24 protein-coding genes are annotated in these 21,992 nt (G+C 39.2%); 16 read left to right on the top strand and 8 right to left on the bottom strand.

Annotation, left to right across the window (positions count from 1 at the left end):
• Positions 1-111: 111 nt before the first annotated feature.
• The 5 genes from AC5NT5_RS17205 to AC5NT5_RS17185 all read left to right on the top strand — a co-directional run bounded on the left by AC5NT5_RS17205 (position 112) and on the right by AC5NT5_RS17185 (position 4,346).
• Positions 112-735: a fused MFS/spermidine synthase gene (locus tag AC5NT5_RS17205; RefSeq protein WP_494513614.1), complete on the top strand. Its 624-nt coding sequence runs from the start codon at positions 112-114 to the stop codon at positions 733-735.
• On the top strand, positions 728-1,612 hold the full coding sequence (locus tag AC5NT5_RS17200; RefSeq protein ID WP_182681881.1) for a spermidine synthase: 885 nt from the start codon (positions 728-730) through the stop codon (positions 1,610-1,612). The genes AC5NT5_RS17205 and AC5NT5_RS17200 overlap by 8 nt, the downstream gene beginning before the upstream one ends.
• A gap of 133 nt (positions 1,613-1,745) precedes the next feature.
• Positions 1,746-2,213: a MarR family transcriptional regulator gene (locus AC5NT5_RS17195; RefSeq protein ID WP_002959150.1), complete on the top strand. Its 468-nt coding sequence runs from the start codon at positions 1,746-1,748 to the stop codon at positions 2,211-2,213.
• 8 nt (positions 2,214-2,221) lie between these two features.
• Positions 2,222-3,286 (top strand): HlyD family secretion protein, encoded by a 1,065-nt coding sequence (locus AC5NT5_RS17190; RefSeq protein WP_188161938.1) that lies wholly within the window; start codon positions 2,222-2,224, stop codon positions 3,284-3,286.
• A 10-nt stretch (positions 3,287-3,296) separates the two neighbouring features.
• On the top strand, positions 3,297-4,346 hold the full coding sequence (locus tag AC5NT5_RS17185) for a DUF2955 domain-containing protein (RefSeq protein WP_138490145.1): 1,050 nt from the start codon (positions 3,297-3,299) through the stop codon (positions 4,344-4,346).
• Between the two features lie 113 nt (positions 4,347-4,459).
• Here the strand turns inward: AC5NT5_RS17185 and AC5NT5_RS17180 are convergent, their stop codons facing one another.
• Positions 4,460-5,617: a benzoate/H(+) symporter BenE family transporter gene (locus tag AC5NT5_RS17180; protein WP_494513613.1), complete on the bottom strand. Its 1,158-nt coding sequence runs from the start codon at positions 5,615-5,617 to the stop codon at positions 4,460-4,462.
• Between the two features lie 378 nt (positions 5,618-5,995).
• Between AC5NT5_RS17180 and AC5NT5_RS17175 the strand changes: the two genes are divergently transcribed.
• Both AC5NT5_RS17175 and AC5NT5_RS17170 read left to right on the top strand, forming a co-directional pair.
• Positions 5,996-6,700 carry a protease inhibitor BamI-like protein gene (locus AC5NT5_RS17175; RefSeq protein WP_024599441.1) on the top strand — a complete coding sequence of 235 codons (705 nt, stop codon included), beginning with the start codon at positions 5,996-5,998 and terminating at the stop codon, positions 6,698-6,700.
• A gap of 120 nt (positions 6,701-6,820) precedes the next feature.
• A complete protein-coding gene (locus tag AC5NT5_RS17170; RefSeq protein WP_002959157.1) occupies positions 6,821-7,564 on the top strand; it encodes a zinc-dependent metalloprotease family protein in 744 nt (247 codons plus the stop codon).
• Between the two features lie 90 nt (positions 7,565-7,654).
• Here AC5NT5_RS17170 and AC5NT5_RS17165 read toward each other — a convergent pair whose 3' ends face one another.
• Positions 7,655-8,875 (bottom strand): alkaline phosphatase family protein, encoded by a 1,221-nt coding sequence (locus AC5NT5_RS17165; protein ID WP_494513612.1) that lies wholly within the window; start codon positions 8,873-8,875, stop codon positions 7,655-7,657.
• A 162-nt stretch (positions 8,876-9,037) separates the two neighbouring features.
• Here AC5NT5_RS17165 and dgt point away from each other — a divergent pair, with 162 nt between their 5' ends.
• Positions 9,038-10,504, top strand: a complete 1,467-nt coding sequence (gene dgt, locus AC5NT5_RS17160) for a dGTPase (protein ID WP_494513611.1) — start codon at positions 9,038-9,040, stop codon at positions 10,502-10,504.
• Positions 10,505-10,576: 72 nt separating this feature from the next.
• Entirely contained in the window at positions 10,577-12,220 is a 1,644-nt protein-coding gene (locus AC5NT5_RS17155) for a cell surface protein (protein ID WP_494513610.1), read from the top strand.
• Between the two features lie 318 nt (positions 12,221-12,538).
• Here AC5NT5_RS17155 and AC5NT5_RS17150 read toward each other — a convergent pair whose 3' ends face one another.
• The 3 genes from AC5NT5_RS17150 to AC5NT5_RS17140 form a co-directional block, all read right to left on the bottom strand.
• Complete coding sequence (locus tag AC5NT5_RS17150; RefSeq protein WP_494513609.1) at positions 12,539-13,417, bottom strand: bile acid:sodium symporter family protein; 879 nt, start codon at positions 13,415-13,417, stop codon at positions 12,539-12,541.
• 304 nt (positions 13,418-13,721) lie between these two features.
• A complete protein-coding gene (locus AC5NT5_RS17145; RefSeq protein WP_182711958.1) occupies positions 13,722-14,303 on the bottom strand; it encodes a uracil-DNA glycosylase family protein in 582 nt (193 codons plus the stop codon).
• Positions 14,304-14,453: 150 nt separating this feature from the next.
• Positions 14,454-14,810 (bottom strand): VOC family protein, encoded by a 357-nt coding sequence (locus tag AC5NT5_RS17140; protein ID WP_039488837.1) that lies wholly within the window; start codon positions 14,808-14,810, stop codon positions 14,454-14,456.
• A 227-nt stretch (positions 14,811-15,037) separates the two neighbouring features.
• Here AC5NT5_RS17140 and AC5NT5_RS17135 point away from each other — a divergent pair, with 227 nt between their 5' ends.
• From AC5NT5_RS17135 to AC5NT5_RS17125, 3 genes are read left to right on the top strand one after another with little or no spacing between them, the layout of a single operon-like run.
• The gene (locus AC5NT5_RS17135; protein WP_494513608.1) at positions 15,038-15,379 is read left to right on the top strand and encodes a hypothetical protein; all 342 of its coding nucleotides are present in this window, start codon (positions 15,038-15,040) and stop codon (positions 15,377-15,379) included.
• Entirely contained in the window at positions 15,376-16,977 is a 1,602-nt protein-coding gene (locus AC5NT5_RS17130) for a PepSY-associated TM helix domain-containing protein (protein ID WP_494513607.1), read from the top strand. The genes AC5NT5_RS17135 and AC5NT5_RS17130 overlap by 4 nt, the downstream gene beginning before the upstream one ends.
• On the top strand, positions 16,974-17,309 hold the full coding sequence (locus tag AC5NT5_RS17125) for a DUF3325 domain-containing protein (RefSeq protein ID WP_494513606.1): 336 nt from the start codon (positions 16,974-16,976) through the stop codon (positions 17,307-17,309). The genes AC5NT5_RS17130 and AC5NT5_RS17125 overlap by 4 nt, the downstream gene beginning before the upstream one ends.
• 222 nt (positions 17,310-17,531) lie before the next feature.
• Here the strand turns inward: AC5NT5_RS17125 and AC5NT5_RS17120 are convergent, their stop codons facing one another.
• A complete protein-coding gene (locus AC5NT5_RS17120; RefSeq protein ID WP_494513605.1) occupies positions 17,532-18,062 on the bottom strand; it encodes a lipocalin family protein in 531 nt (176 codons plus the stop codon).
• Between the two features lie 130 nt (positions 18,063-18,192).
• Here AC5NT5_RS17120 and AC5NT5_RS17115 point away from each other — a divergent pair, with 130 nt between their 5' ends.
• From AC5NT5_RS17115 to AC5NT5_RS17105, 3 genes are read left to right on the top strand one after another with little or no spacing between them, the layout of a single operon-like run.
• Entirely contained in the window at positions 18,193-18,648 is a 456-nt protein-coding gene (locus tag AC5NT5_RS17115; protein ID WP_002959175.1) for a YaiI/YqxD family protein, read from the top strand.
• A 1-nt stretch (position 18,649) separates the two neighbouring features.
• Positions 18,650-19,207, top strand: coding sequence for a DUF6942 family protein (locus AC5NT5_RS17110; protein ID WP_288989116.1), 558 nt, complete (start codon positions 18,650-18,652; stop codon positions 19,205-19,207).
• Positions 19,208-19,226: 19 nt separating this feature from the next.
• The gene (locus AC5NT5_RS17105; protein WP_024592701.1) at positions 19,227-19,619 is read left to right on the top strand and encodes an ACT domain-containing protein; all 393 of its coding nucleotides are present in this window, start codon (positions 19,227-19,229) and stop codon (positions 19,617-19,619) included.
• 88 nt (positions 19,620-19,707) lie between these two features.
• Here AC5NT5_RS17105 and AC5NT5_RS17100 read toward each other — a convergent pair whose 3' ends face one another.
• Positions 19,708-20,172, bottom strand: coding sequence for a putative periplasmic lipoprotein (locus tag AC5NT5_RS17100; RefSeq protein ID WP_494513604.1), 465 nt, complete (start codon positions 20,170-20,172; stop codon positions 19,708-19,710).
• Positions 20,173-20,298: 126 nt separating this feature from the next.
• Entirely contained in the window at positions 20,299-21,180 is an 882-nt protein-coding gene (locus AC5NT5_RS17095) for a LysR substrate-binding domain-containing protein (protein WP_494513603.1), read from the bottom strand.
• A gap of 148 nt (positions 21,181-21,328) precedes the next feature.
• Between AC5NT5_RS17095 and AC5NT5_RS17090 the strand changes: the two genes are divergently transcribed.
• Positions 21,329-21,934 (top strand): short chain dehydrogenase, encoded by a 606-nt coding sequence (locus AC5NT5_RS17090; protein WP_182673093.1) that lies wholly within the window; start codon positions 21,329-21,331, stop codon positions 21,932-21,934.
• Positions 21,935-21,992 lie beyond the last annotated feature (58 nt).

Raw genomic sequence — 21,992 nt, 5'->3', positions numbered from 1 at the left:
TATAACAAAACTTCTTTTTAAAAAATCACTGAGCGATTAATTAATGCACTAGCGACTGCCGTGTCATCACGTTAGTATAGTGTTCTACTTAAGTTACATAACGATAATTACATGAGCATAAAAACAAACGCGTTAATTTACTTTTTAGCTTTTTGCAGCGGTTTTTGCATTATGGGGATTGAACTTTTAGGAGGGAGAATTCTCGCCCCTTTTTTTGGTAGTAGCGTACATATTTGGGGCAGTATAATTACAGTATTTATGCTTAGTTTATCTTTTGGGTATTTACTTGGCGGTAAACTCAGCACTAAAAATGCATCACTTACCAAATATGGTTTAATATTTTTTATAGCCAGCATTATGGTGGTGCCTATTACATTATTTTCGCAGCCAATAATGGAATTTATATTTACCCATATTGAAGATAGCCGCTACGGCTCGCTCTTAGCGTCAACCGCACTATTTTTTATACCTACCGTTATTTTAGGCATGATCTCGCCCTACTCTGTGCGCTTACTGGTAACCGATAGCGATAAAAGCGGCCAAGTCGCTGGGCGTTTATACTTTGTAAGTACGCTTGGCAGTGCACTGGGTACTATTATTACTTCTTTTTACTTTGTACTCGCGTTTGACGTAAATACAATTATTAGCGCCTTTGCTCTAACGCTTGGGTCACTGGGTTTAATCGCGATTGTAATTAATACCTTGGCTAGTAATAAGGAGCTTGCTCATGCTTAAATATTTACTACTGCCGTTAATTGCATTTTCGGGTTTTGCGTGTAGTAAAGTTATCCACGAAGAGCGCTCGCTTTATCGCAATATTATTGTTGAAGAAACGAGCGACTTACGTTGCCTTAAATTTAATACTAAAAGTAGCCAAACAAGCCAAAGCTGTATGTATAAGAACAATCCCGACAAACTTGTTTTTAATTACACAAAATTGACTTTTGCGAGCCTTTTAGTAGCCGATAACCCTAAAAATGTACTTATTATAGGGCTAGGTGGCGGTACGCTTTCTAACGTTATTCATGAGCTATACCCCACTGCAAAAATTCATAATGTTGAAATAGATCCCGCAGTAACTAAAGTTGCACGCGATTACTTTAACTTTATAGAAAACGATTTAGTGACATCAAGCGTGCAAGATGGCCGTATTTTTATAAAACGTGCCGCTATTAAAAAGCAAAAGTATGATTGGATTATTTTGGATGCATTTAACGGCGACTATATTCCGGAGCATTTGCTTACTAAAGAGTTTTTTGAAGAAGTACAAAGCGTATTAGCCGAAGGCGGTGTTATAGCTGCAAATACGTTTTCAAGTAGTAAACTTTATGAACATGAGTCGGCAACTTACCACGCTGTATTTGGCGACTTTATAAATGTAAGTCGCGAAAATCGTAGTAACCGTATTATTTTAGCGGGACTTAAATCAATGCCGAGCAAAGCGCAAATTAACACGCGTTTAAATGCTCTCGCCCCTAAATTAGTAAAATACGGTATAGACATAAAAGCGATTAGCCAATTTATGCAATTTACTAAAAACGATCAAGATTGGCCCGCAGATACAAAAGTACTTACCGATCAATACTCCCCAGCTAATTTACTTAACTTTTAAACTCCTGCTAAACCTCACCATTTTTACAAGTGAGGTTTAGCAAATATTTTACCATTTCCCTCTCTTTCATATATTTACTTAGCAAGCTAAGTAATGATAAAATAGTTAGCTTGCTAACTATGTTGGGATGGCTATGCCTACACACAAACCTTTTCACGAAACGCTCGATTTAACTGTTATCGGTAATATGGGCCGAGTTCATCGCTTATGCCGCGAAGCGGTAACCATTGCGGTTGAGCCTTTAGGGCTTACTCAATCGCGCTGGACTGCACTAATGCATATTAGTATGCGTGGTGAGGGACTAACACAACTTGAACTTGCTAATAGCTTAGGGATAGAAATGCCCTCACTGACTCGTACACTTAAGCAATTAGAGGAGCAATCGTTAATTGTTCGCCGTGTAGACAAACATGATAAGCGCAGTAAAAGACTCTATTTTACTGAGCAAAGTGATGCCATTTTACATTCATTGCAAGAGACTATTTCCGATATAAAAAATCAGTTATACAGCGGTTTATCTGTTGAGCAACTAGATGCGATTGCATTTGGTTTGATCAAAATGGAGCAAAACGCCCTTAAATGTATTCAAGTTAATAAGTAAGGCTAAAAATGACACCGGATCAAAAGTTTGCACGCTATGTAAGGTTTTCTCTCATAGGGTTTATCTTAGTATTTATTTACTATTTAGTGGCCGATATGGTTTTGCCTGTGACACCACAAGCACGTGTTTATCACCCTGTTGTGCAAATATCACCGCAAATTAGTGGCCGAGTCACTAGTGTGCAAGTTAGTAATAACCAATCAGTTAAAGCAGGCGATATATTATTTAGTATCGATGAAGGCCCATATAATTTAGCTAAAGAACAAGCTCAACTCGCCCTTGATGATGCCAAATTACAAAATAAACGCCTTGATACCAATGTTAAAGCGCTTGAGGCACAAATAAGTGCTGCAAACGCTAAACAGCATGAGCAAAAACTATTAAAAAGCAGAGGCGAAAAGCTCTATAAGCAAAAGTCTATATCGGAGCAAGAACTTGAAAGCATTCGTGCTAATTTTGAAGCGAGTAAAGCAAATGTTGCTGCCCTTGAAGCGCAGTTAGCTGAAGCGGTTTTAGCTAGAGGTGACTCAGGGGACAAAAACTTAGCCATGCGCCACGCTGCTAACCAGTTAGCACAGGCTGAGCTAAATTTATCCTACACAAAAGTGCGCGCATTAAGTGACGGCGTAGTTACTAACTTACAATTATTAAACGGCGCATACGCAGTTGCAGGCAGCCCGTTATTAGCTATTGTTGCTAAAAAGGCAGATTTAGTTGCCGACTTTAGAGAAAAGTCACTCACAAATATGAAGCAAGGCACCCAAGCGCGCGTAGTATTTGATAGCCGTCCAGGTGAAGTTTACGACGCAATACTTGAAACATTTGAAGCAGGCGTTAGCAGTGGTCAACTTAGTGCTAATGGTTTACTAAGTACAACAGAAACCAGTAATCGTTGGGTGCGTGATGCACAGCGTCAACGCATTCACTTAAAGCTGATAAATCATCAAGACTTAATAGCAAACATGCCTAGTGGCTCACGTGCAACAGTACAATTATTACCAGAATCAACAATTGGGCAATGGTTTGGCTCTGCACAAATCAGGTTTATTAGCTGGTTACACTACATTTATTAATGGAGGCTTTATGACTCAAATTGTTAGCCAAGGCCCACAATTAGACTCCAATGGCCTTCGCCAAGCACTGCGCATTGCAGGTGGGTGTACCCTTGGCTTTACTATTAGTAAATTAATGAACTGGCCCAATGGTATATTTTTTACCGTTTATCCTATGTTGATATTGGGCATGGTACCTACGTTAAGTCGTGGGCTTATAAATCAATTTATAGCATCTGCTGCATTTAGCGCACTTATAGTGCTGATAATGCAGGGATTGTTTTCTCACTTACCAGTCGTTATGACATTGTTAGTGTTTGGTGTTTTCTGCTTTTTATTTCATAAAATGAGTAGCGGTAGTGCCTTTTTATTTGGCGCTTTAGGCGTGATCAGTCTTTCTATTCAGCTACATTTTTCCAGCTATGTTGATCAAGGAAGCAGTATTTATCCGTTAATCTTAACTAATGGTTTGGCTATATTCTTAACCGTTATTATTGGAGCATTAATGCATGGCCTATTTCCTGATGTAACCGCAAGGCCTGGGCGAGTAATGCCAGCTAAAGCAAAAGAAAGTATTCGCCATGAGGTATTGTTATGCTCAACCGTGGCTACGCTCTCTTTTGTTGTTTTTCAGGTTCTTGATTTACAAGACTCAATATCTGCGCAGGCAGCTTCTGTGCTTATTTTATTTTCGTTGTGCTGGAAAGCCGCAGGTATGGCCGGTTGGCAGCGAGCAATTGGAACGCTTATAGGCTGTAATGCAGCGTTACTATCGCAACTATTTTTGTATAGTCACTCTGATTTTTTACTTTTTCCGATGGCTATTTTATGGATACTTTCGTTTGTTTTTGCGCGCTTTCATATTTTAGGCGGAGGCATACCTGGCATTGGTTTTGGTGTATTGACTACATTTGGTATTTTGTTTGGAAATTCACTCGGGCCAGGCCAAGATCTTGTTTATAGTGCAATGTACCGGTTTAGTTCGGTATCTGTGGCTATAATCTTAAGCTTATGTGTTGTGTATGTTATGCACCATATACTTAATCGGTTTAGCGTAACTCGCCATCATACTTATGATTAGGTAAACCCTGTTTGTAAAACTAAAGGCTGCAATTGCAGCCTTTTTAATAAGCGTGGTTAAACTATTTTAATCATCTATATGAGCAATAATTTCGCTTTACATATTCACAGTTTTTAGTCTTTCCTGGTGGTAATAAGCGTTAGCACACCCGCTATAATCCCCCAAAAAGCAGACCCTACTGAGAGCAATGTTAAGTTAGATGCAGTTACTAAAAAGGTGACTATTGCGGCCTCAGTATATTCAGTACGACTAAGGGCTTGCTGCAAACTATTAGCAATGGTGCCAAATAGCGCAATGCCCGCCAAAGCTAAAATAAGTGCCTGCGGTAAACTTGCTACCAAGCCAACTAATGTAGCTGCGCACAACGCCATTAAAATATAAAATACGCCAGCCGCTATACTCGCCCAATAACGTTTATCATGATTTTTATCCGCTTCATCACTCATACAAATAGCTGCGGTAATAGCGGCTAAATTAATAGAGTAGGCTCCAAAAGGGGCGCTAAGCATATTTACAAAGCCAGTAACATTAAGAGATGCAGATATAGGCGCTTTATATTTATGTGCTTTTAAAACCGCAATACCCGGTAAATTTTGCGAAGTCATGGTAACTATATAAAGTGGTAAACCTATACTAATACATGCTTGCAAGTGGAAAGCGGGTTCAATATAAGCAAATTCGCTCATTTTCCAGTGCAGTGCGCTGGTATCAATATGGCCCATTTGCCAAGCGAGTAATACACCTATAATAAGCACGCTTAACATAGCAAAGCGGGCAAAAAAGCGTTTACCAATAAAGTACATAACGACCATTAAGCCAATTACTAAAGGCATGTCGTTCATAAAATTAAACACATCGATACCAAAGGTAACAAGCACGCCGGCCAACATGGCGCATGCAAGCTCACTTGGAATACGGTTCATTATTTTTTCAAACCAGCCCGTCACCCCCGACAAAAACACGAGCAATGCACTGAGCATAAACGCGCCAATAGCCTCATTTAAGTTATACCCTTGGGCACTTGAAATAAGTAATGCAGCTCCTGTGGTAGACCACGCAATTAAAACAGGTACTTTGTAATAGTACGATAAACCAATTGACGTTGTGCCCATCACTAAACCGAGCATTAAAATCCAACTAGCTACTAAATCGGACGTACCACCAAGGGTTATCACTACCTGATAAATTAATGCAATAGAACTCGAAAAACCAATAATTACAGCCACAAGTCCTGCTGTAATTCGGTTAAGCAACTGATCAGACACCTTCATAAATTCCTCGTAATGCATTTATGCAGCACACAACATACGTGCCCAATAATTACATTGCAATTAGCGATTGGTTTACAAAAGGTGAAATAAATTCACTTTTTATTTTTCATTGTAATTAACGTCAAAAAGTCACTTTTAACCATTGTATTTAACCAAACAAACAAGTACCTGTAACTGAGCCAAAGCCCGCGTAAACACTACTAAAAACCAATACTAAAAAGAGCAAAAAACACACCAAAAATAAATATCCTTATATTTTATAAGGAATTATAAAATTAAGAAATAATTCTTTTCGGTTACATTTATTATCTTGATCTAATCCATTTAATAATATAAAACGTAACAAATAGTTAACCAAAAACACTAAAAGAGAAACAAATGAAGAGATCTGTCGTCTTACTAATTGCTATACCATTATCGGCATTTGCAGTTTATGGGCTATTTTTTAATGCAGATGAAACGGGCGAACCTATCGCGCCTGTTGCTATTGATTTTGTTCCTATTGATTTACAAAAAACGCGCAATACGCATCCCCCTGCACCTATTGATATGAGTAAAGATCCCATTACCGTTAAACCCATTGTTGCCCCTGACAACAGCTTACCGTTTGAGGAATTTGATGCCGTAAATCGCCTATCAGACAAAGCAAAGCAAGTGCTTATAAACGCAAAAGTTTTACCTACCGACTTACATAACGAGGCCTATATTGAGTTTGATTTAAATTCTTTACAGGCGTTAGAGACTGGCGAAAATTTTGATTTAGCTATTCCGCAAACAGCCGAAACATTCACCGCAGAAGTGACTAATGTGGTTGAGTCTGAAAATGGCGATAAGAGCATATTTGGTAAAATAGTGGGTGTTGACGGTCGCATGCATAATACCGTTTTAACGGTAGGTAAAGATGCAGTATATGGCCAATTTACTGCACCTTCTGGCAACTATGTATTCGAAAGTAAAGGTAAGTACGGATGGATTGCAGCAAAACGCGATTTATATAAAAGCCACATAGAGCATGAAGTAACCGCACCAAAACCCAAATCAGATAAAAGCATCGATATATTTGCACCAAAAATTGATGGCTAACCAAAAAGTATAAAAAGTAATTAAAGCCGCACTATAAGGCAGCTTTAGTGTGTCTGCTTTTTATAATCTCAACCAAGTTAAAAACAGTTCCAACCACAACAAGAGTAAGGAAATACAATAATGAAAAAAGTAATCACAACGACCGCACTGGCTGCGGCATTATGTGCAGCAAGTGTTGCACAAGCAGAAACAATCGATATCGGTATTTTATATACCGACCAATCAGCTGCTGCAACTAGCAATATTGACACTAAAATAAATCAACTAATTGCTTTTAGTAATCAGGTATATAGCCAAAATGGCGTTGATATAACACTACGCTTAGCTGGTAAACAAAACTTAGGTGACTACGCAGTAACGCCGTCTGAGGATTGGTTAGATTCGGTTACAAATAGCAGCTACGTAGATGGTTTACGCAGCGATTGGAAAGCAGACATGATTGCCGTATTAGGTACTGGCCAAAGTGCTGGCAATGGGCTTATTTCATGTGGTTTAGCATGGGTTGGCCAAGGCACTAATGGCAATCTATACAGCTCAATGAGCAGCCGTATGTACTCAATCACTGCAATTGATTGTGGTGCAACTACATTTGTACACGAACTTGGTCATAACCAAGGTTTAGCGCATTCACGCAAACAAGGTGACACATCTGGCGGTGTATATGTTGATGGCATGGGTCATGGCGTACAAAATGAGTTTGCAAGTATTATGGCTTACCCGCACGTTTACGGTAGCGCTACTCAGTACGATTACTTCTCTAACCCTAACTGGAGCGTAAACGGTATTGCATTTGGTATTACAAACCAAGCGTATGCAATTCGCACGGTTACTGCTACAAAAACAAGTATTGCTAACTTTAAATAAGTAGCGCATTAAAAAGTGGGCTAAATAGCCCACTTTAAAGTTTTTACATGTTCTTCCCTGCAGAGCGCTTACGCGCTCTTATAGATTAAGCTAATGCACAACCACTTTTTGCTTAATTGCTGGCATTAATGTTTTACCATTGCCATCTACTTTATTTAACAATTTAAGCCCCATCACTTTTGCAAGTACTGGGTAAATATCAAGGTTACTCACTTCTTTAAGGCTTACACCTTGTTTAAATGCAGGGCCTACAGCAATAAATGATGCAGCCATATCCTCGGTATATGCATAACCGTGAGTCCCTAAATAGGTTGGTTTTTTACCATTGGTAAATACCGCTGGCGCTGTAGTTTGCACCACAATATCGCCTACACGGGTGCCTTTATTGTAATGATACGCTGCTAACTGCTCGTCAGTTAATACTGTATAACGACCGTTTGCTGCTTTTTGTAAACGAGCTTTATAGCCGGCTATATCTGCATTTATTGCATCGGGTTGAGTGTATATGAGTAAACGTGGACCGGTGTTTTTAACTAAAAAGTTTTCATCTTGAGGCAGTGTGGTTACATCAATACTTTTATCTGGATCTATACTCGCCATACCATGATCCGAGACAATAACTAAGTTTACCTCTTGCTCTAATTTACTTAAGCGGGTTTGTAATTGTCCCATTAATTCATCAAGTTGTTTAACTGCATCTCGCGTTTGTGGTGCGTCTGGTCCAAACTCATGGCCCATGCTATCAACTAGCGAAAAGTAACTCGCAATAAAACGTGGGCGCTGTGCTTTTGGTAAACTTAACCACTGAATAATTTGATCAACACGGCTTTGGTAATCGCTGTATTTAGAATAGTGATAAAAGTAATCTGGTGTCATGCCGTTAAATAACGCATCTGACTCAGGCCAAAAATAAGTAGCCGATTTAAGTCCCTGCATTTTTGCTAAATTCCAAAGCGGAATCCCCTTCACCCAAGTGCTATCGCCCAATGCTTTGCCCATGCTGTAACAGTCGTTTTTACGCGCTTTATCACAAAAGCTATTATCAACAATGCCATGGTTTACCGGCAGTAAGCCCGTAATAATAGAAATATGGTTAGGAAACGTTTTAGTTGGATAAACAGGTATTAGTTTTTGTGCGCGAACACCGCGCTCGGCCATTGCTTTTAAATTTGGCGCACCGTGTTTTTCAATATAATCCCAACGCAGGCCATCAATTGATACAAGCACCACAGTTTGCTCTTTTGCAGCAAATGCGCTGTTCATTCCTAACATTAGGCAAATTGATAACGCCTTTAAAATCCACTGTTTCATTATAAACACCTATAAATGCACAACAATTACTCAAAAAATTATTTTAAAGCAAGTTGTTACTTTATGATACAAACTGATAGATTAAACCCTGTATATTAAAGACAAATGACTATGTGCTAAAAACTATGCCAGTCATCAATTGTAAAAAGGATAAGTATAAAGATGACCATAGATTTTAGTAAAAAAATAACGCCAGCACGAATGTATCGCACAACCTCTAACTTACAAATGGCGCTAGAAAGCGACCGTGGCCGGATTATTAACAGTGCCGCTATTCGCAGGCTTCAGCAAAAAACCCAAGTGTTTCCGCTTGAACGCAACGCAGCTGTTCGTTCGCGCTTAACTCACTCGCTTGAGGTACAACAGGTTGGTCGTTTTATAGTGCAACGTATTTTTGCAAATTTAAGCTACCAACAACAAAAAGATTACGGCTTAACCGACTTAGAACGCCCCCTGGAAAGCTTAGTAGAAATGGCCTGCCTAATGCACGATATAGGCAACCCACCGTTTGGACATTTTGGTGAAGCGGCAATAAACCACTGGTTTAATAACAACCTAGCAAGCGTAACACCCGAGCGCTGCAAAGAGCCCAATACAGGTATAGGTGTTGTTTTTAAACACCTTGCGCTTGATATTTGTAACTTTGAAGGCAACGCTCAATGCATACGTATAATTCATTCGTTGCAAACGCTTAATTTAACTTACAGCCAAAGTGCTGGTATTTTAAAATACACTCGCCCTGCTGGGCTTGATGTAAAAGACATACCCCAAAATAAAAACTACTTAATGAAAAAAGTGGGTTACTACTACAGCGAAAAAAACTTTGTTGAAGCGCTACAAAAAGAGCTCACTATTGAGCCTTACTGCCGCCATCCTGCAAGTTACATAATGGAAGCCGCCGACGACATTTCGTATTGCCTAGCCGATATAGAGGATGCTGTTGAAAAAGGGATCATAAGTACCGAATTCTTATGTACACAGCTTAAAAGTCATTATAAAAAAGCACTCATAAACCTAACAATAGACGACACAGAGCACCAAACTTTTGTAGATAAAGCAGTTGACTACGCACATGAGCGCGCCAAAGCACAACCGTATAACTTTAACAGCGAATTTTTTATATACCTGCGCGTAGCACTTTTACATCCGCTAGTTGGACATGCTGCAAAACGCTTTATTGAGAACATAGAACCTATTTATCATGGCGATTTTAACCAAGCACTTTTAGAAGATAGAAGTCATCTACACGCTGTAACCAAAATGCTAAAGCAAGTTGCACTTGAGCATGTTTTTTCAAATAAAGAAGTCGAAAAATTAGAGCTGCAAGGTTATAGAATAATTAATGGCTTACTCGATTGCTACAAACCGCTACTTCAATTGAACAGCGATGACTTTAGGCGCGCTCTAAATGGCGATTCACGTTTATTAATTGAGTCGCGACTTGTTAAAAAGCTCTCTAAAAAGCACTTAAATAGTTACCAACACGCAATAGATGCAATGCAAGAAGAGCCCGATCACTTTGCAGCGTATGAATTTTATTATCGCTGTAGATTAATTCAAGATTATATAAGCGGTATGACAGACCAATTTGCTTACGATGAATATCGCAGCCTTATGGTTATTGATTAGTCGTATTACTCTGGATAATTTTCAATTTTGCGCTTAAAATCAAACTATTAATATTTAAGCGCGCATAACTTTATGATATCAATACTAATTAGATTTACCCTTTGCTTTGCCCTATTTTATAGTGCGCAAAGTGCTGCATACAACGAAGCTATGTGCATTTTAATTAAACAAGAAATGCAGCAAAATAGTAATAATAAAGCGAGTCAAAAATATCGTAAAGCTGCGCGTGATTACAAAAATAACTGTAATAAGCCAAAAGAAATTCAAGCACAACCTAAGCCCCAAATAATAGAGCCAAAGCCTGCTATTATTACTCAGCCACAACCTAAAATTGTTGAACCTGCCCCTGTAATTAAACCTACTGAAGAAGCTGTTAAAGAAAGCATCAACGAGCAAACACTTAATTTAACTAATGCTCAAAAACAACAAATAAACGATCAGCTAAATACCAATAGTAACGAAATAGTAATCGATGCAGAGCCAACAAAAGCAGCACCCGAGCAAGTAGTTACAGAGCAAAAAAACGAAGCTGTGATAGAGCAAGTAAAACCGGCAACGCCAGAGCAAAGCGTTCAACCTAAGCCTGAAAAGCCTGTACCTGTAAAACCAGCACCTGTGTTAACTAAACCAGCCCCAGTAATTGCGCCGCAACCTGTAGCGCAGAGCCCAAGCTCGTTACTTTTACCCACTTTAATACTTGTTATAGTGGTACTTATTGGCGCTATGGTCGTCGTGCGCCTGCGCCGTGCAAAACAAAGTAAAATAATGGCAGAACCGACTATAGCGGCTCCACCTGAAGTTAAATCAGAAAAAATTGTTACGCCAGCTAAACCTGAAACTACAAAAGAGCCAGAGATTGAGCCTGTCGTCATCAACGAAGTAACTCAAAATAATAAACCAGTTAAGAGCAGCGTAGAGGCAAATGAAGAGCCTTTAGAGCCTACGAACACTACACAAAATGCTGATATTGAACATACACCACCGCAAATTTCAGATGAACAAAACAACGTAGCTAAACAAGTGCAAACAAGCGAAATTGAGCCTACACCGCTTAACTCAATTGATACTTTAGAGCAGACAAGTACCGCTACGTTTAACGAAGTAAAGCAAAAACCTGAGCCTAATACAGCCGAGTTTGAAGCAGCAGCAAAAACAACCTTAGAGCGTATTAAAAATGCCAGCAGCTTTAATGAGCCAGAAGTACGCGACTTTGATCCAGATGCAAAGCCTGTAAAAAAACAACGTAAGCATCATACTGCTCATATAACGGAGCCTGCGCCAATAGAAGCCGAACACAACACTGTAGAGCCGGTTATTAGTACTCCTGAGCCAGTAACAGCGAGTGAGCCGGTTGTAGATTTACACGCACCAGAGCAAATTGCTGACGCTCAATCGACTACATATACAACAGAGCAAGACTTTAAAGAACCAGAGGTACGTACATTTAACCCAGATGCACCATTACCTGGTGAAAAGCCGATGCCTAAAAAACAAAGCGCAACACCTGAGCAAGCACAAACAACACCGCCAGTTGATGAGCCACAAAGTGAGCCTAAAAAAGCAGACAGTAAAAATCCATTTGCTAACTTATCGTTAGACTCAAGCTGGGATCCTGACTCGACTGAAAAACCCAAAATAGAAGAGAAAAAACGCGCGCCTAAATCGCAAGCATTAATAGATGCAGAAGAACGCGCTAAAAACATGCAAACCAAATAGTAAGTTTTAAAGTAGCGCCTCATATTTGAGGCGCAGTTTTAGTAACTAAATAATTAACTGCTTTTTTACCGTATTACTTACACTCTTATCCCATCCTAAAATGCGCTTTAGTAATTAGAAGCTTCGCTCCTTGCGCGAGCAAGTTCAGCGCCTGGCGCAATATTTAAGCTTGAGAGTGTTTTATAAGCTTACAACTTGTTGGCGCGATGAGTGCAGAGCATACATTTAACTGGTGGTATTTTTAGACTTGAGTTTAAGGCTACGTTATCCGCAGCCATAAATTAAAGTAACTTGGTCAACATGCCCTAATTAAAAGTCCTAGTTAACAGCCCTAGCGGTACGTTTATTTTTAAGCTTTAACCCGCCAATTAATAGCAGTGGCCCTATAAACATAGCAAGGCCATACACGCCACTGGTAACTGCGTATTCTGGTTTATTTAAAAAGCTAATAGCGATTAAAATAGCTAACGATGCATTTTGAATTCCAACCTCAATTGAAAGCGTCAGCGAATCAGTTAAATTTAATTTTGAACACTTAGCAATTAACCAACCAACAACCATTGAACCAATATTAAGCACTATGCACGCCCAAAATACATCGTTAAATGAGCTAACTAATAAATCGCGCTCTTTTATTACTAGTGCGGCAATCATCATAAGCATAAAAAACAACGAGAAGCGTCTAAAAAACGGCTCTGCTTTAATGGCAAAATCACTTTTAAAGTGACGTAACCAAATGCCTATAGCAACTGGCACTAAGGTAATAAAAAATAGCCCTAATGAAGTAGTTAAAATAGAAAAAGTAGCATCGTCTGCTGGGGCAAACTGACTCATAGCAAAGCCAATAATAAACGGTGTGGTTATTATACTAATTGCAGTAGAGGCAGCTGTTAAACTTACCGAAAGTGCTAAATTAGCTTTAACAAGCTGACTTACTACATTTGACATAGTACCGCCGGGGCAAGCAGCTAATATCATTAATCCAATAGCGATAGGCGTTGGTAGGTTAAGTAAATAACACAGCCCTAATGCTAATAAAGGCATTGCTACAAATTGGCCTATTAAACCCATGACAATGCCAAGCGGGTTTTTAAATAGACGAGTAAAATCGGTTGTTGTGAGTCCAAGACCCATACCAAACATTATAAGTGCAAGAGCGAGCGGAAGTATTACTTCAGTTAATATAGATGCATTCAAATTAGACAGCCTCGTTTGTTATTGTTTTTAATTGGAGTGTTAATTTTTAAGTTAACTGTATACCAATTCGCTTAATTAAGTGATCTATTTTGAGGATGGAAAAACGTGTTGATAGCTAGGCAAAAAATTCGCTATTTAGTTGTTCTCGGCAATTGCTCCTGCATTGCTCTACCTTCTGCATCCATGCAGTCGTAAATGAGAATTTTTTAACACAGGTAGCGACACGTTTAGCCCCGCAAAATGATTAAGTATTATTGCGGATTGGTATAATGCCCCTTTACAATAAATCCTAATGCTAGAAGTATTACTTATTTAAAATAGCAGCAACGTGCTTATCTAGTTCCGGAAGTACATCTTGTTCAAACCATGGGTTCTTTTTAAGCCATATATTATTACGCGGACTCGGATGTGGAAGCACTAAATAATTTGGCCAATACTCACGCCACGATTTTACTAACTCCGTAAGTGGCATTTTTTTAGTCTCTGGTAAATGATACGCCTGCGCGTATTTACCAAGCACTATTGTCAGCTCAATATTTGGTAGTGCAGCCAATAATTGCTCGCGCCATGCAGGGGCACATTCTTTTCTCGGTGGTAAATCACCCGACTTACCCCTACCCGGGTAGCAAAAGCCCATAGGTAAAATGGCTATATTATTAGCGTCGTAAAATTCATCACGTGTTAGCCCAAGCCATTCTCGCAGGCGGTTTCCGCTTGCATCGTTAAACGGCACACCTGTTTCGTGAACTTTGATTCCAGGTGCTTGCCCTGCAATTAAAATACGTGCGTTTTGGTTAAATTGTATAACAGGGCGAGCCCCTAAAGGTAAATGAGGTTCACAGATCACGCATTTACTAACTTGCTCTATTAATTGGTGACTATTCATGTTTATTTGGCCTTAAATGCTTAATATTTATCCTAAATGGCCATTTAGGATAAATGAGTTGGTAAAAAATCGGTTTATTTTAATTAAAACGAGCGTTAGTTAGTAAAATCGTGATCTTTAAGCTCATTCGCGCTACAAGCCTTGTAAAACCTAGTGTTGCTCTGCCCATACAGCAAATTCATTGCCGCTCGGCTCTGCAAAATGAAACCGGCAACCACCCGGAAATTCAAAAATAGGTTTTAATATTGTGCCACCATGGAGTTGTACTTTTTTATACGTGGCGTGAATGTCGTTACTATAAAAAACCAATAGCGCAGCACCATTTTGAGTTAGCGATTTAAGCGGCGCATTAAAAAAGCCACCATCGAGCCCTTGGCCACTAAACGCCGTGTATTCTGGGCCGTAGTCAGTAAACTGCCAATTAAATACACGACTAAAAAAGGCCTTAGTTGCAGGTAAGTCGCATGCAGGGAACTCAACGTAATTTAGTTTTTCGTGATCGCTCATCGTTACTCACTCTTTATTTTTACTCAGTTTATTAACCTTAAGCTTTACATAGAGCCTGTGCAATATCATTAAATAATATCAGATCAGTATTTTACTAAGTAACTAAGTACGCATAACTTACTTAAAAATAAAATATCGCAAATGAGAATAACTATCTTTTGTATTTGTAACATATATAATAGCGCCTTTATTTTATTCTCAGCTCTAAATAAAGGGATTAATTAACTATGCAGGCACCTTTGCACAGTGCGCCATTCGATAAGGTTAACGTGATTGCGCTTGTAGTAAAAAGCGTAAGCAGTTATCGAGTTTTGGTATTTTTACGTTTTTTTATTGCCATAATTGGTGGCTATGCTTTTACCTCTGCAAGTACTGCGTTATTAAGCTTTGTGTTACCAATAGCTAAACAAGACGCTGTGCTTTTTAGTGTTTCAATTAGCATTTTAATTTATGCCGTCGTATTTATTTATGCCTTTAGCATTAAGTCATTAAAAACAGTGTGGATCAGTATTTTACTAAGTACAGGTACGTTCGCCGGGTTGCTTGCATTGCTAAAGGATTGGGTATGAAAGACAGCTTTTTCAGATCGATGACTTGGTTGCACACTTGGGTAGGGTTACTCGTTTGCTGGTTATTATATTTAATATTTTTTGCAGGGACTCTTAGCTTTTTTAGAGACGAAATAACGTTATGGAATCAACCTGCCATTCATAATGTGCAAGCCCAAACACAGCGTATAGAAGCGCAAAAACAACAAATAATTACCGGATTTGATTACTTAGCTAACCATGGAGCTAACTCATCAAGCTGGCGTATTACATTACCTGAGCCACGCATTCCTTATTTAATTTATGGTTATGCAAAACAAAAAGAGCCAGGTCAGCGCCGCAGTAAGTTTGAAAACACACAGCTAAACCCTAATACCATGCAAGAGCTTGAGCCCTTTGTAGATACTAAAGGCGGTAACTTTTTTTATCGGCTGCACTATGATTTACATTACATGGATGCAATAACCGCACGCTGGATTGTGTGTTTTGCTAGCTTTTTTATGCTGATTGCCATTATATCGGGGGTGGTTATTCATAAGCGTATTTTTAAAGATATGTTTAGCTTTAGGCGTAACAAAGGTAGCCGTACATGGTTAGATGCCCATAACTTAAGCTCTGTGCTTGCCCTTCCTTTTCATTTAATGATTACTTATACGGGTATAATTACACTTATATTTATGTTGTTTCCCTACCCTGCGCAAATCTCTTATGATAGCGGCATGCGTGGCTTTTTTAACGATGTAACCCCTCGCAACACCATGACCGATAAAGCCCAAGGCGAATCATCAATGGTGCCGATTCAACGCATTTTAGATCAGGTTTATACTAAGTGGCCTCATGCCGATATTACTCGCGTACAAGTTAACCAACCAAATATGGCAGCTTCAACAATTACCGTATTGGTAAGCGCAGGTAAAACACTGCGTGACCAAGCACCACGCTTAATATTTAGTGGTGCTACAGGGCAAATGGTTGCTAAAACTGATGACGAGCTAACTAGCAGCAAAGCGCTTTATGAATCACTTAATTCAATGCATACAGGGCGTTTAGCTACGTGGTTACTGCGTTGGTTATACGTATTAGGCGGTATTGCAGGCTGTGTAATGATTGGCTCTGGCTGTATTATGTGGGCTAAGCGAATTCGCGAGCGAACTAAAAATAACGTTAAACCTTCGTTTGGTTTAAAACTAGTTGAAGGGTTAAACCTAGCCACTATTATGGGACTTCCACTGGCAACGTGTGCATTTTTTATTGCTAACAGACTACTTAGCCCAACTACCGCAGAGCGCGCAGATAAAGAAATACTCGCGTTCTTTTTAACATGGCTAGCGGTTGCTCTTTTAGCACTTATAAAGCGCGATGCACTGCAATGGCGAGTTATGGCAGCTATAAATGCTGTTGCTTGTTTAAGCGTACCGGTTATTAATGCACTTACAACTAACGGTAATATAGTTAGCTATTTGATGCACAAACAGTGGGCTTTATTTACTTTTGATGCACTATTTTTGTTTTTTAGTATATTGTTTTTTATACAAACCGAAAAATTACGTACTGCTAAAAACAACTCAAAAATAATCAGCCCTGGTCAATCTAATAACCTTAAAAGGCAAAAACCATGATTGATTTACTTGGGTTTAGCCTATGCCTGCTCAGTTTTAACTGTTTTGCGCTGACTAAGTATAATCATTTTAAAGATGTATTTAAAAAACGCCCTACAGAACCCCAACGTAAAAAGCTGCTATTAGCTGCTTGGATCAGTATTTTACTAAGCTTGATGCTTTGTATAGTTACTCAAGGTGGATATGGAGCATTACTATTTTGTGGATTTATGAGCCTAAGTGTCTTAATTATAATGATTTTTTATAATTTTTTAGTAGACTACGTAAAGTGGTTTAGTGTTTTAAATAGCGTGTTAGTTGTACTAAGTGGGTTGTTTTTAGCATTAAACTAGCCTTAGTTAGTAAAAACATGATCCGTTACTTTCCCATATATTAGGCAAAAAAAATGGCAAGCTATATAGCTTGCCAACAATAGGGGATATTCAGTGTTTCCAATACTTGCTGTCTCACGGCAAGTACACACAATATAACCATAATATATTTAAGTTACTTTACAGTTAGGTGACTCTTTTATTACTACTTTAAAAACGTATATAACTAACTGTAAACCCCCTTTACATAGTCTCTTGGTTTACCCAAATTATTTCACCGGTAGCAAAGCCCAACTCTTTAGCTTTAGTTAAAAAGCGTTCTTTAAGCTCTTTGCTAACCGTTGGTGTACGCGACAAAAACCACAAGTAATCTTTGTTGTAACTGGTTATAAATGCATATTGATAATCGGGTTGGTCAAGTTCAAAAATCACATAAGCGCCATAAAATGGACCAAAAAACGAGACTTTAAAATGCCCTGTGTCGGTGCCCTCAACAAACTTGGCTAAGCCTTCGGCGTCATCCCATTTTTTATCATCCGTTAAATACCCTTTGTTAAGGACCTTTACTGTGCCGTCGTCGTTAATTGAATAAGTCGCGGTAACTTGCTCCATCCCTTCTTCGAATGAGTGATTAAGACGCGCTATTTCAAACCATTTGCCTTTATATTTTTGTATATCAAAGTTTTTAACGGGTGTTATTCCCTCAGGAGGGCTGGTGCAGGCACTAAGAAAAAATAACCCTGTAATAAGTAAACCGTATTTTATAGCCTTCATGTAAGCTCCTTTTTAAATTACATAAATAGTACGTATTATCTAAATATAGATGGATATAAAGTTTGCTAGCCGATTAAAAAAATTTGCTATAGGATCATATTAATTCTAAAGCAATAAAAATGACCATAGCATGAAAATTTGGGTAGATGCAGACGCGTGTCCTGTTGTTATAAAAGAAATACTTTTTAGAGCTGCAGAGCGTATGAAAATCGAGACTATTTTAGTGGCTAATCACGCAATGCGTATTCCGCCCTCAAAATACATAAGTCGCGTACAAGTATCGTCGGGGTTTGATGTAGCCGACGACGAAATAGTAAAACGTGTTGAAAAAGGCGATTTAGTTATTACAGGCGATATTCCGCTAGCAAGTGAAGTAATTGATAACGGCGGGCAAGCACTCAACCCACGTGGCGAGCTTTATACCACCGAGAATATCCGCTCAATACTTAACGTGCGCGACTTTATGGATACCATGCGCTCAAGTGGCGTAGAAATGAGTGGTGGGCCGCCGCCACTTAGCCAAACCGATCGCCAAAACTTTGCAAATAACCTTGACCGTATTTTAGCGCAAAACAAGGCTAACTAACTTGAATACACAATTAGTTGGCTTAGGTGATACGCAATTTAGCGTGGCGGTATACGTAGCAAAAGCGCCGCCAATGCCGTTTTTTGAAACACTTGAATGCCTAGAACCGGTTATAAATGAGCAAATAAATACCATAAACCAGCACTGTGGTAATGGTTGGCGCAAAGTGTTTAACGTGTATGCAAAAGTGCTATTTTCCCTGCCAAGTGAGCATTACTCATTTGCCAAACAAGCCCCCACTTGGCAACAATATCGCGATGAGTATTTACTGCAAAAAAACAGTAAAACCGCCCTGCTATTTAGCGCGCCCAACACTACTAGTACTTGTGCAAATAAAGCTTCTAGCAATCAAAACCAGCTACATATAATTGCTGGGCGTACGCACGCTAAAAACTTATTACAACAAGGTAAGTTGCATGCACAATTTGATTGGCTTGACGACGAGTTTGCAATAGACACAACTAACAACATTATTGTGTGCCCGTATTTTGATTATAGACAGTTAAGTAATATAAAAATTGCGAGATTAAGCGAGCTAGTCGCGCAGCTAAAAAAATAACACATTGTAAGGAACGACCATGGCCGGAATTTTAGAGTTAAACGAATTATTAAAATCAATGCAACCAGCGCTTAAGCAGGGCGAGTATATTTTTTGCTGTTTAGCAGGCTCTCTAGCCGATTATGTTCATTTAGAGCCACTTGCTACTTATGTTGAAGAAGAAGGGCTAACCCTTATTTTAAAAGCTGAAACCGCCGATAAAGCAGGTATTACTTACGAGGGTAAATATAATTTAATTACTCTTAATGTACATTCAAGCTTAGAGGCCGTTGGGCTAACAGCTGCGGTATCTGCAAAGCTAACTGAGCATGGCATTAGCGCTAACGTGGTAGCTGCGTTTTATCATGACCATATTTTTGTACAAACAGACAAAGCACAAGCCGCAATGAAAGCACTTGGAGAGATTGGTTAGGATTTGCTGGCACAGTAATGATTTGAGTGATGTGGATATTATAGCGTCGGTGGCGCTTCGCTTAACCGACCTATAAAAACTAATACTGCTATAGAGCAATATCAGTTTTTTTGTGCACATTTGAGCTGTTTTCGCAGTATTGCTTATCAACAGGTTCAAGTTTTACTTTATCGCCTGCAGTTACGGCTACACATTGCGTATTTTTATCGAGTTTTTGCTTTTGAATTACAGTAAATTCACCTTCGTTGGCAGCGTATAAATTATATTGATAGGCGTCATTACCGCCTTCAAATAATGCCGTAAATAACCCTCCTATTAAGCCGCCAATTATGGCTCCGCCTACCATTTCTTCAGTGTTACCATCTAAGCTGTCTACAAAGCCAAACCCAGCGCCTGCTGCTATGCCTGTGCCTACTTCTGATGAAAGTGTTACGTATTGCATAGATTCTACCGATGCATAGTAACGCTTAACTATTTTGTTTTGGTTGTTACGGTCAACCCCTTGTGACGCGCAACCTGAGAGTAGCAATACCGCTATAAGATACTTTTTCATGCTGATTTCCCTTTTAATCATTTAATAGGGAAATAATAAGCATCAGAGCATAAAAAATATGTGAGAGCTTTGTTTGTATCTGTCAGAAGTTGTAAGCGTGTGTAGTGAAATTAAACACATATTTTTTCACTCAACAACCAGCTTTGATACCACCCATTTATGCAGTGGATTTTTACTGTAACGCGGATGCCATGCTGCTATTACATCAAACGGGGCTGGTAACTGTTGTAAATCAATTTTTACTAGCTCTGAGCTTACTGCGCGTGAGGGTAAAAATGCAATGGAGTCTGTAGTTTCTAGATACATCGGTACAATAGAAAAACACGGTGCCGACACAACAACATTGCGTGTTAAATCAAAGCTTTTAAACCAATCGTCAATAGAGCCTTTAAAATTTGGACGCGAAGGCGAGGTAATAATGCTTGGGTAGCTGGCTATTTGCGCAAGCGTTGGTTGTGTCCCTGCTATTGATGAATTAGGTGAAGTAACGCAAATGTGTTGTTCTTCAAACAGTTTAATAATGGGGTAAGTACTTGGAATATAGTCGGGGAAAGCTATCGCTAAATCGACTTTACCGCTTTCCATTAAATCGTGCAGACTATCGAGTTCAAAGTCTCTTATTATTAGCTTTAAATTAGGCGCTTGTTCTCTTAGCTCTTTTACAAGTGCAGGCAAAACAACTTGTTGTGCGTAGTCGGTAGCGGCTATTACAAACGCACCACTAACCGTTTTTGGGTCAAATATTTTAGGGGCTAATAGTGCCTGAAAGTCGTTTAGTAGCTTGTCTATGTCTACCGACAATTCCTCTGCATAAGGCGTTGGTACAAAACCGGTAGTTTTTCTTAAAAACAACTGGTCGTTAAACACATCACGCAACTTTTTAAGTTGCTCACTCACTGCTTGCTGGGTTAAGCCCAATTTACTCGCCGCTTTTGATGCGTTTTTTTCGCGAATCAGCGCTTGGAAAATACGTAGCTGTTTTATATCTAGCCTGTCTAACTTACTCATGCAAATGCCCTTGTTGTTTAAGCATGATGAACGTACCACATTACCAATTATTTTGGTATCACTTACATAAAAGGGTTGTTTTTCATTGTTGAACCACTCCCTTACTATGCTCCTACACACTAAAGTGAACAAATGATTGGAGCAAACAATGAAAACAGTAATTTTAATAGGCGCACTAGGAAAAATGGGTCAAGCGGCATTAACTGGCTTAACTAAGCACAAAGTAATTACGGCGGGTCGCTCGGGCGATGTAGATCATATTGTTGATATTACTAGTGAACAGTCAATTACTGAGCTGTATGAAAAAGTAGGTCATTTTGATGCGGTAGTTAATACCGTAGGTTTATGTGAATACGAAACGTTTGCAGATATGAGCGAAGCCCAGTGGATGAGCACTATTATGAGCAAAATGATGGGGCAAATTAACCTTGTACGCATTGGTCAAAAGTACATTGCCGATGGCGGCTCATTTACGCTAATTAGCGGTATTTTAAACGTTAAGCCGATTCCTTTTGCAATTGCTGATGCAACAACCAGCGGCGCAATAGATACGTTTGCAAAATGCGTATCACTAGAAATGCCACGAGGCACACGTATTAATGTGGTAAACCCTACCGTACTTGAAGAAGCATGGGGCGTTTATGGCGAAATGATGCCAGGTTTTCAGCCAGTACCAGGCAAACTTGTAGGTAAAGCGTTTGAGCGTTCGGTTGATGGTTTTATTAATGGCGAAGTTATTTTTGTAGACGCTTAATTGGCTTAGTCTTTCAAACAGATAGGTGAGCTTTGCTTGCAGATTAATAAGCGCTTTG

This window comes from Pseudoalteromonas sp. J2K-J599 (assembly GCF_059295115.2).
This window is presented reverse-complemented; position numbering and strand designations above follow the sequence as displayed.

Coding starts and splice junctions, on each gene's coding strand:
- AC5NT5_RS17205 (WP_494513614.1), top strand. CDS start 112: ATGAGCATAAAAACAAACGCGTTAATTTACTTTTTAGCTTTTTGCAGC.
- AC5NT5_RS17200 (WP_182681881.1), top strand. CDS start 728: ATGCTTAAATATTTACTACTGCCGTTAATTGCATTTTCGGGTTTTGCG.
- AC5NT5_RS17195 (WP_002959150.1), top strand. CDS start 1,746: ATGCCTACACACAAACCTTTTCACGAAACGCTCGATTTAACTGTTATC.
- AC5NT5_RS17190 (WP_188161938.1), top strand. CDS start 2,222: ATGACACCGGATCAAAAGTTTGCACGCTATGTAAGGTTTTCTCTCATA.
- AC5NT5_RS17185 (WP_138490145.1), top strand. CDS start 3,297: ATGACTCAAATTGTTAGCCAAGGCCCACAATTAGACTCCAATGGCCTT.
- AC5NT5_RS17180 (WP_494513613.1), bottom strand. CDS start 5,617: ATGAAGGTGTCTGATCAGTTGCTTAACCGAATTACAGCAGGACTTGTG.
- AC5NT5_RS17175 (WP_024599441.1), top strand. CDS start 5,996: ATGAAGAGATCTGTCGTCTTACTAATTGCTATACCATTATCGGCATTT.
- AC5NT5_RS17170 (WP_002959157.1), top strand. CDS start 6,821: ATGAAAAAAGTAATCACAACGACCGCACTGGCTGCGGCATTATGTGCA.
- AC5NT5_RS17165 (WP_494513612.1), bottom strand. CDS start 8,875: ATGAAACAGTGGATTTTAAAGGCGTTATCAATTTGCCTAATGTTAGGA.
- dgt (WP_494513611.1), top strand. CDS start 9,038: ATGACCATAGATTTTAGTAAAAAAATAACGCCAGCACGAATGTATCGC.
- AC5NT5_RS17155 (WP_494513610.1), top strand. CDS start 10,577: ATGATATCAATACTAATTAGATTTACCCTTTGCTTTGCCCTATTTTAT.
- AC5NT5_RS17145 (WP_182711958.1), bottom strand. CDS start 14,303: ATGAATAGTCACCAATTAATAGAGCAAGTTAGTAAATGCGTGATCTGT.
- AC5NT5_RS17140 (WP_039488837.1), bottom strand. CDS start 14,810: ATGAGCGATCACGAAAAACTAAATTACGTTGAGTTCCCTGCATGCGAC.
- AC5NT5_RS17135 (WP_494513608.1), top strand. CDS start 15,038: ATGCAGGCACCTTTGCACAGTGCGCCATTCGATAAGGTTAACGTGATT.
- AC5NT5_RS17130 (WP_494513607.1), top strand. CDS start 15,376: ATGAAAGACAGCTTTTTCAGATCGATGACTTGGTTGCACACTTGGGTA.
- AC5NT5_RS17125 (WP_494513606.1), top strand. CDS start 16,974: ATGATTGATTTACTTGGGTTTAGCCTATGCCTGCTCAGTTTTAACTGT.
- AC5NT5_RS17120 (WP_494513605.1), bottom strand. CDS start 18,062: ATGAAGGCTATAAAATACGGTTTACTTATTACAGGGTTATTTTTTCTT.
- AC5NT5_RS17115 (WP_002959175.1), top strand. CDS start 18,193: ATGAAAATTTGGGTAGATGCAGACGCGTGTCCTGTTGTTATAAAAGAA.
- AC5NT5_RS17105 (WP_024592701.1), top strand. CDS start 19,227: ATGGCCGGAATTTTAGAGTTAAACGAATTATTAAAATCAATGCAACCA.
- AC5NT5_RS17100 (WP_494513604.1), bottom strand. CDS start 20,172: ATGAAAAAGTATCTTATAGCGGTATTGCTACTCTCAGGTTGCGCGTCA.
- AC5NT5_RS17095 (WP_494513603.1), bottom strand. CDS start 21,180: ATGAGTAAGTTAGACAGGCTAGATATAAAACAGCTACGTATTTTCCAA.
- AC5NT5_RS17090 (WP_182673093.1), top strand. CDS start 21,329: ATGAAAACAGTAATTTTAATAGGCGCACTAGGAAAAATGGGTCAAGCG.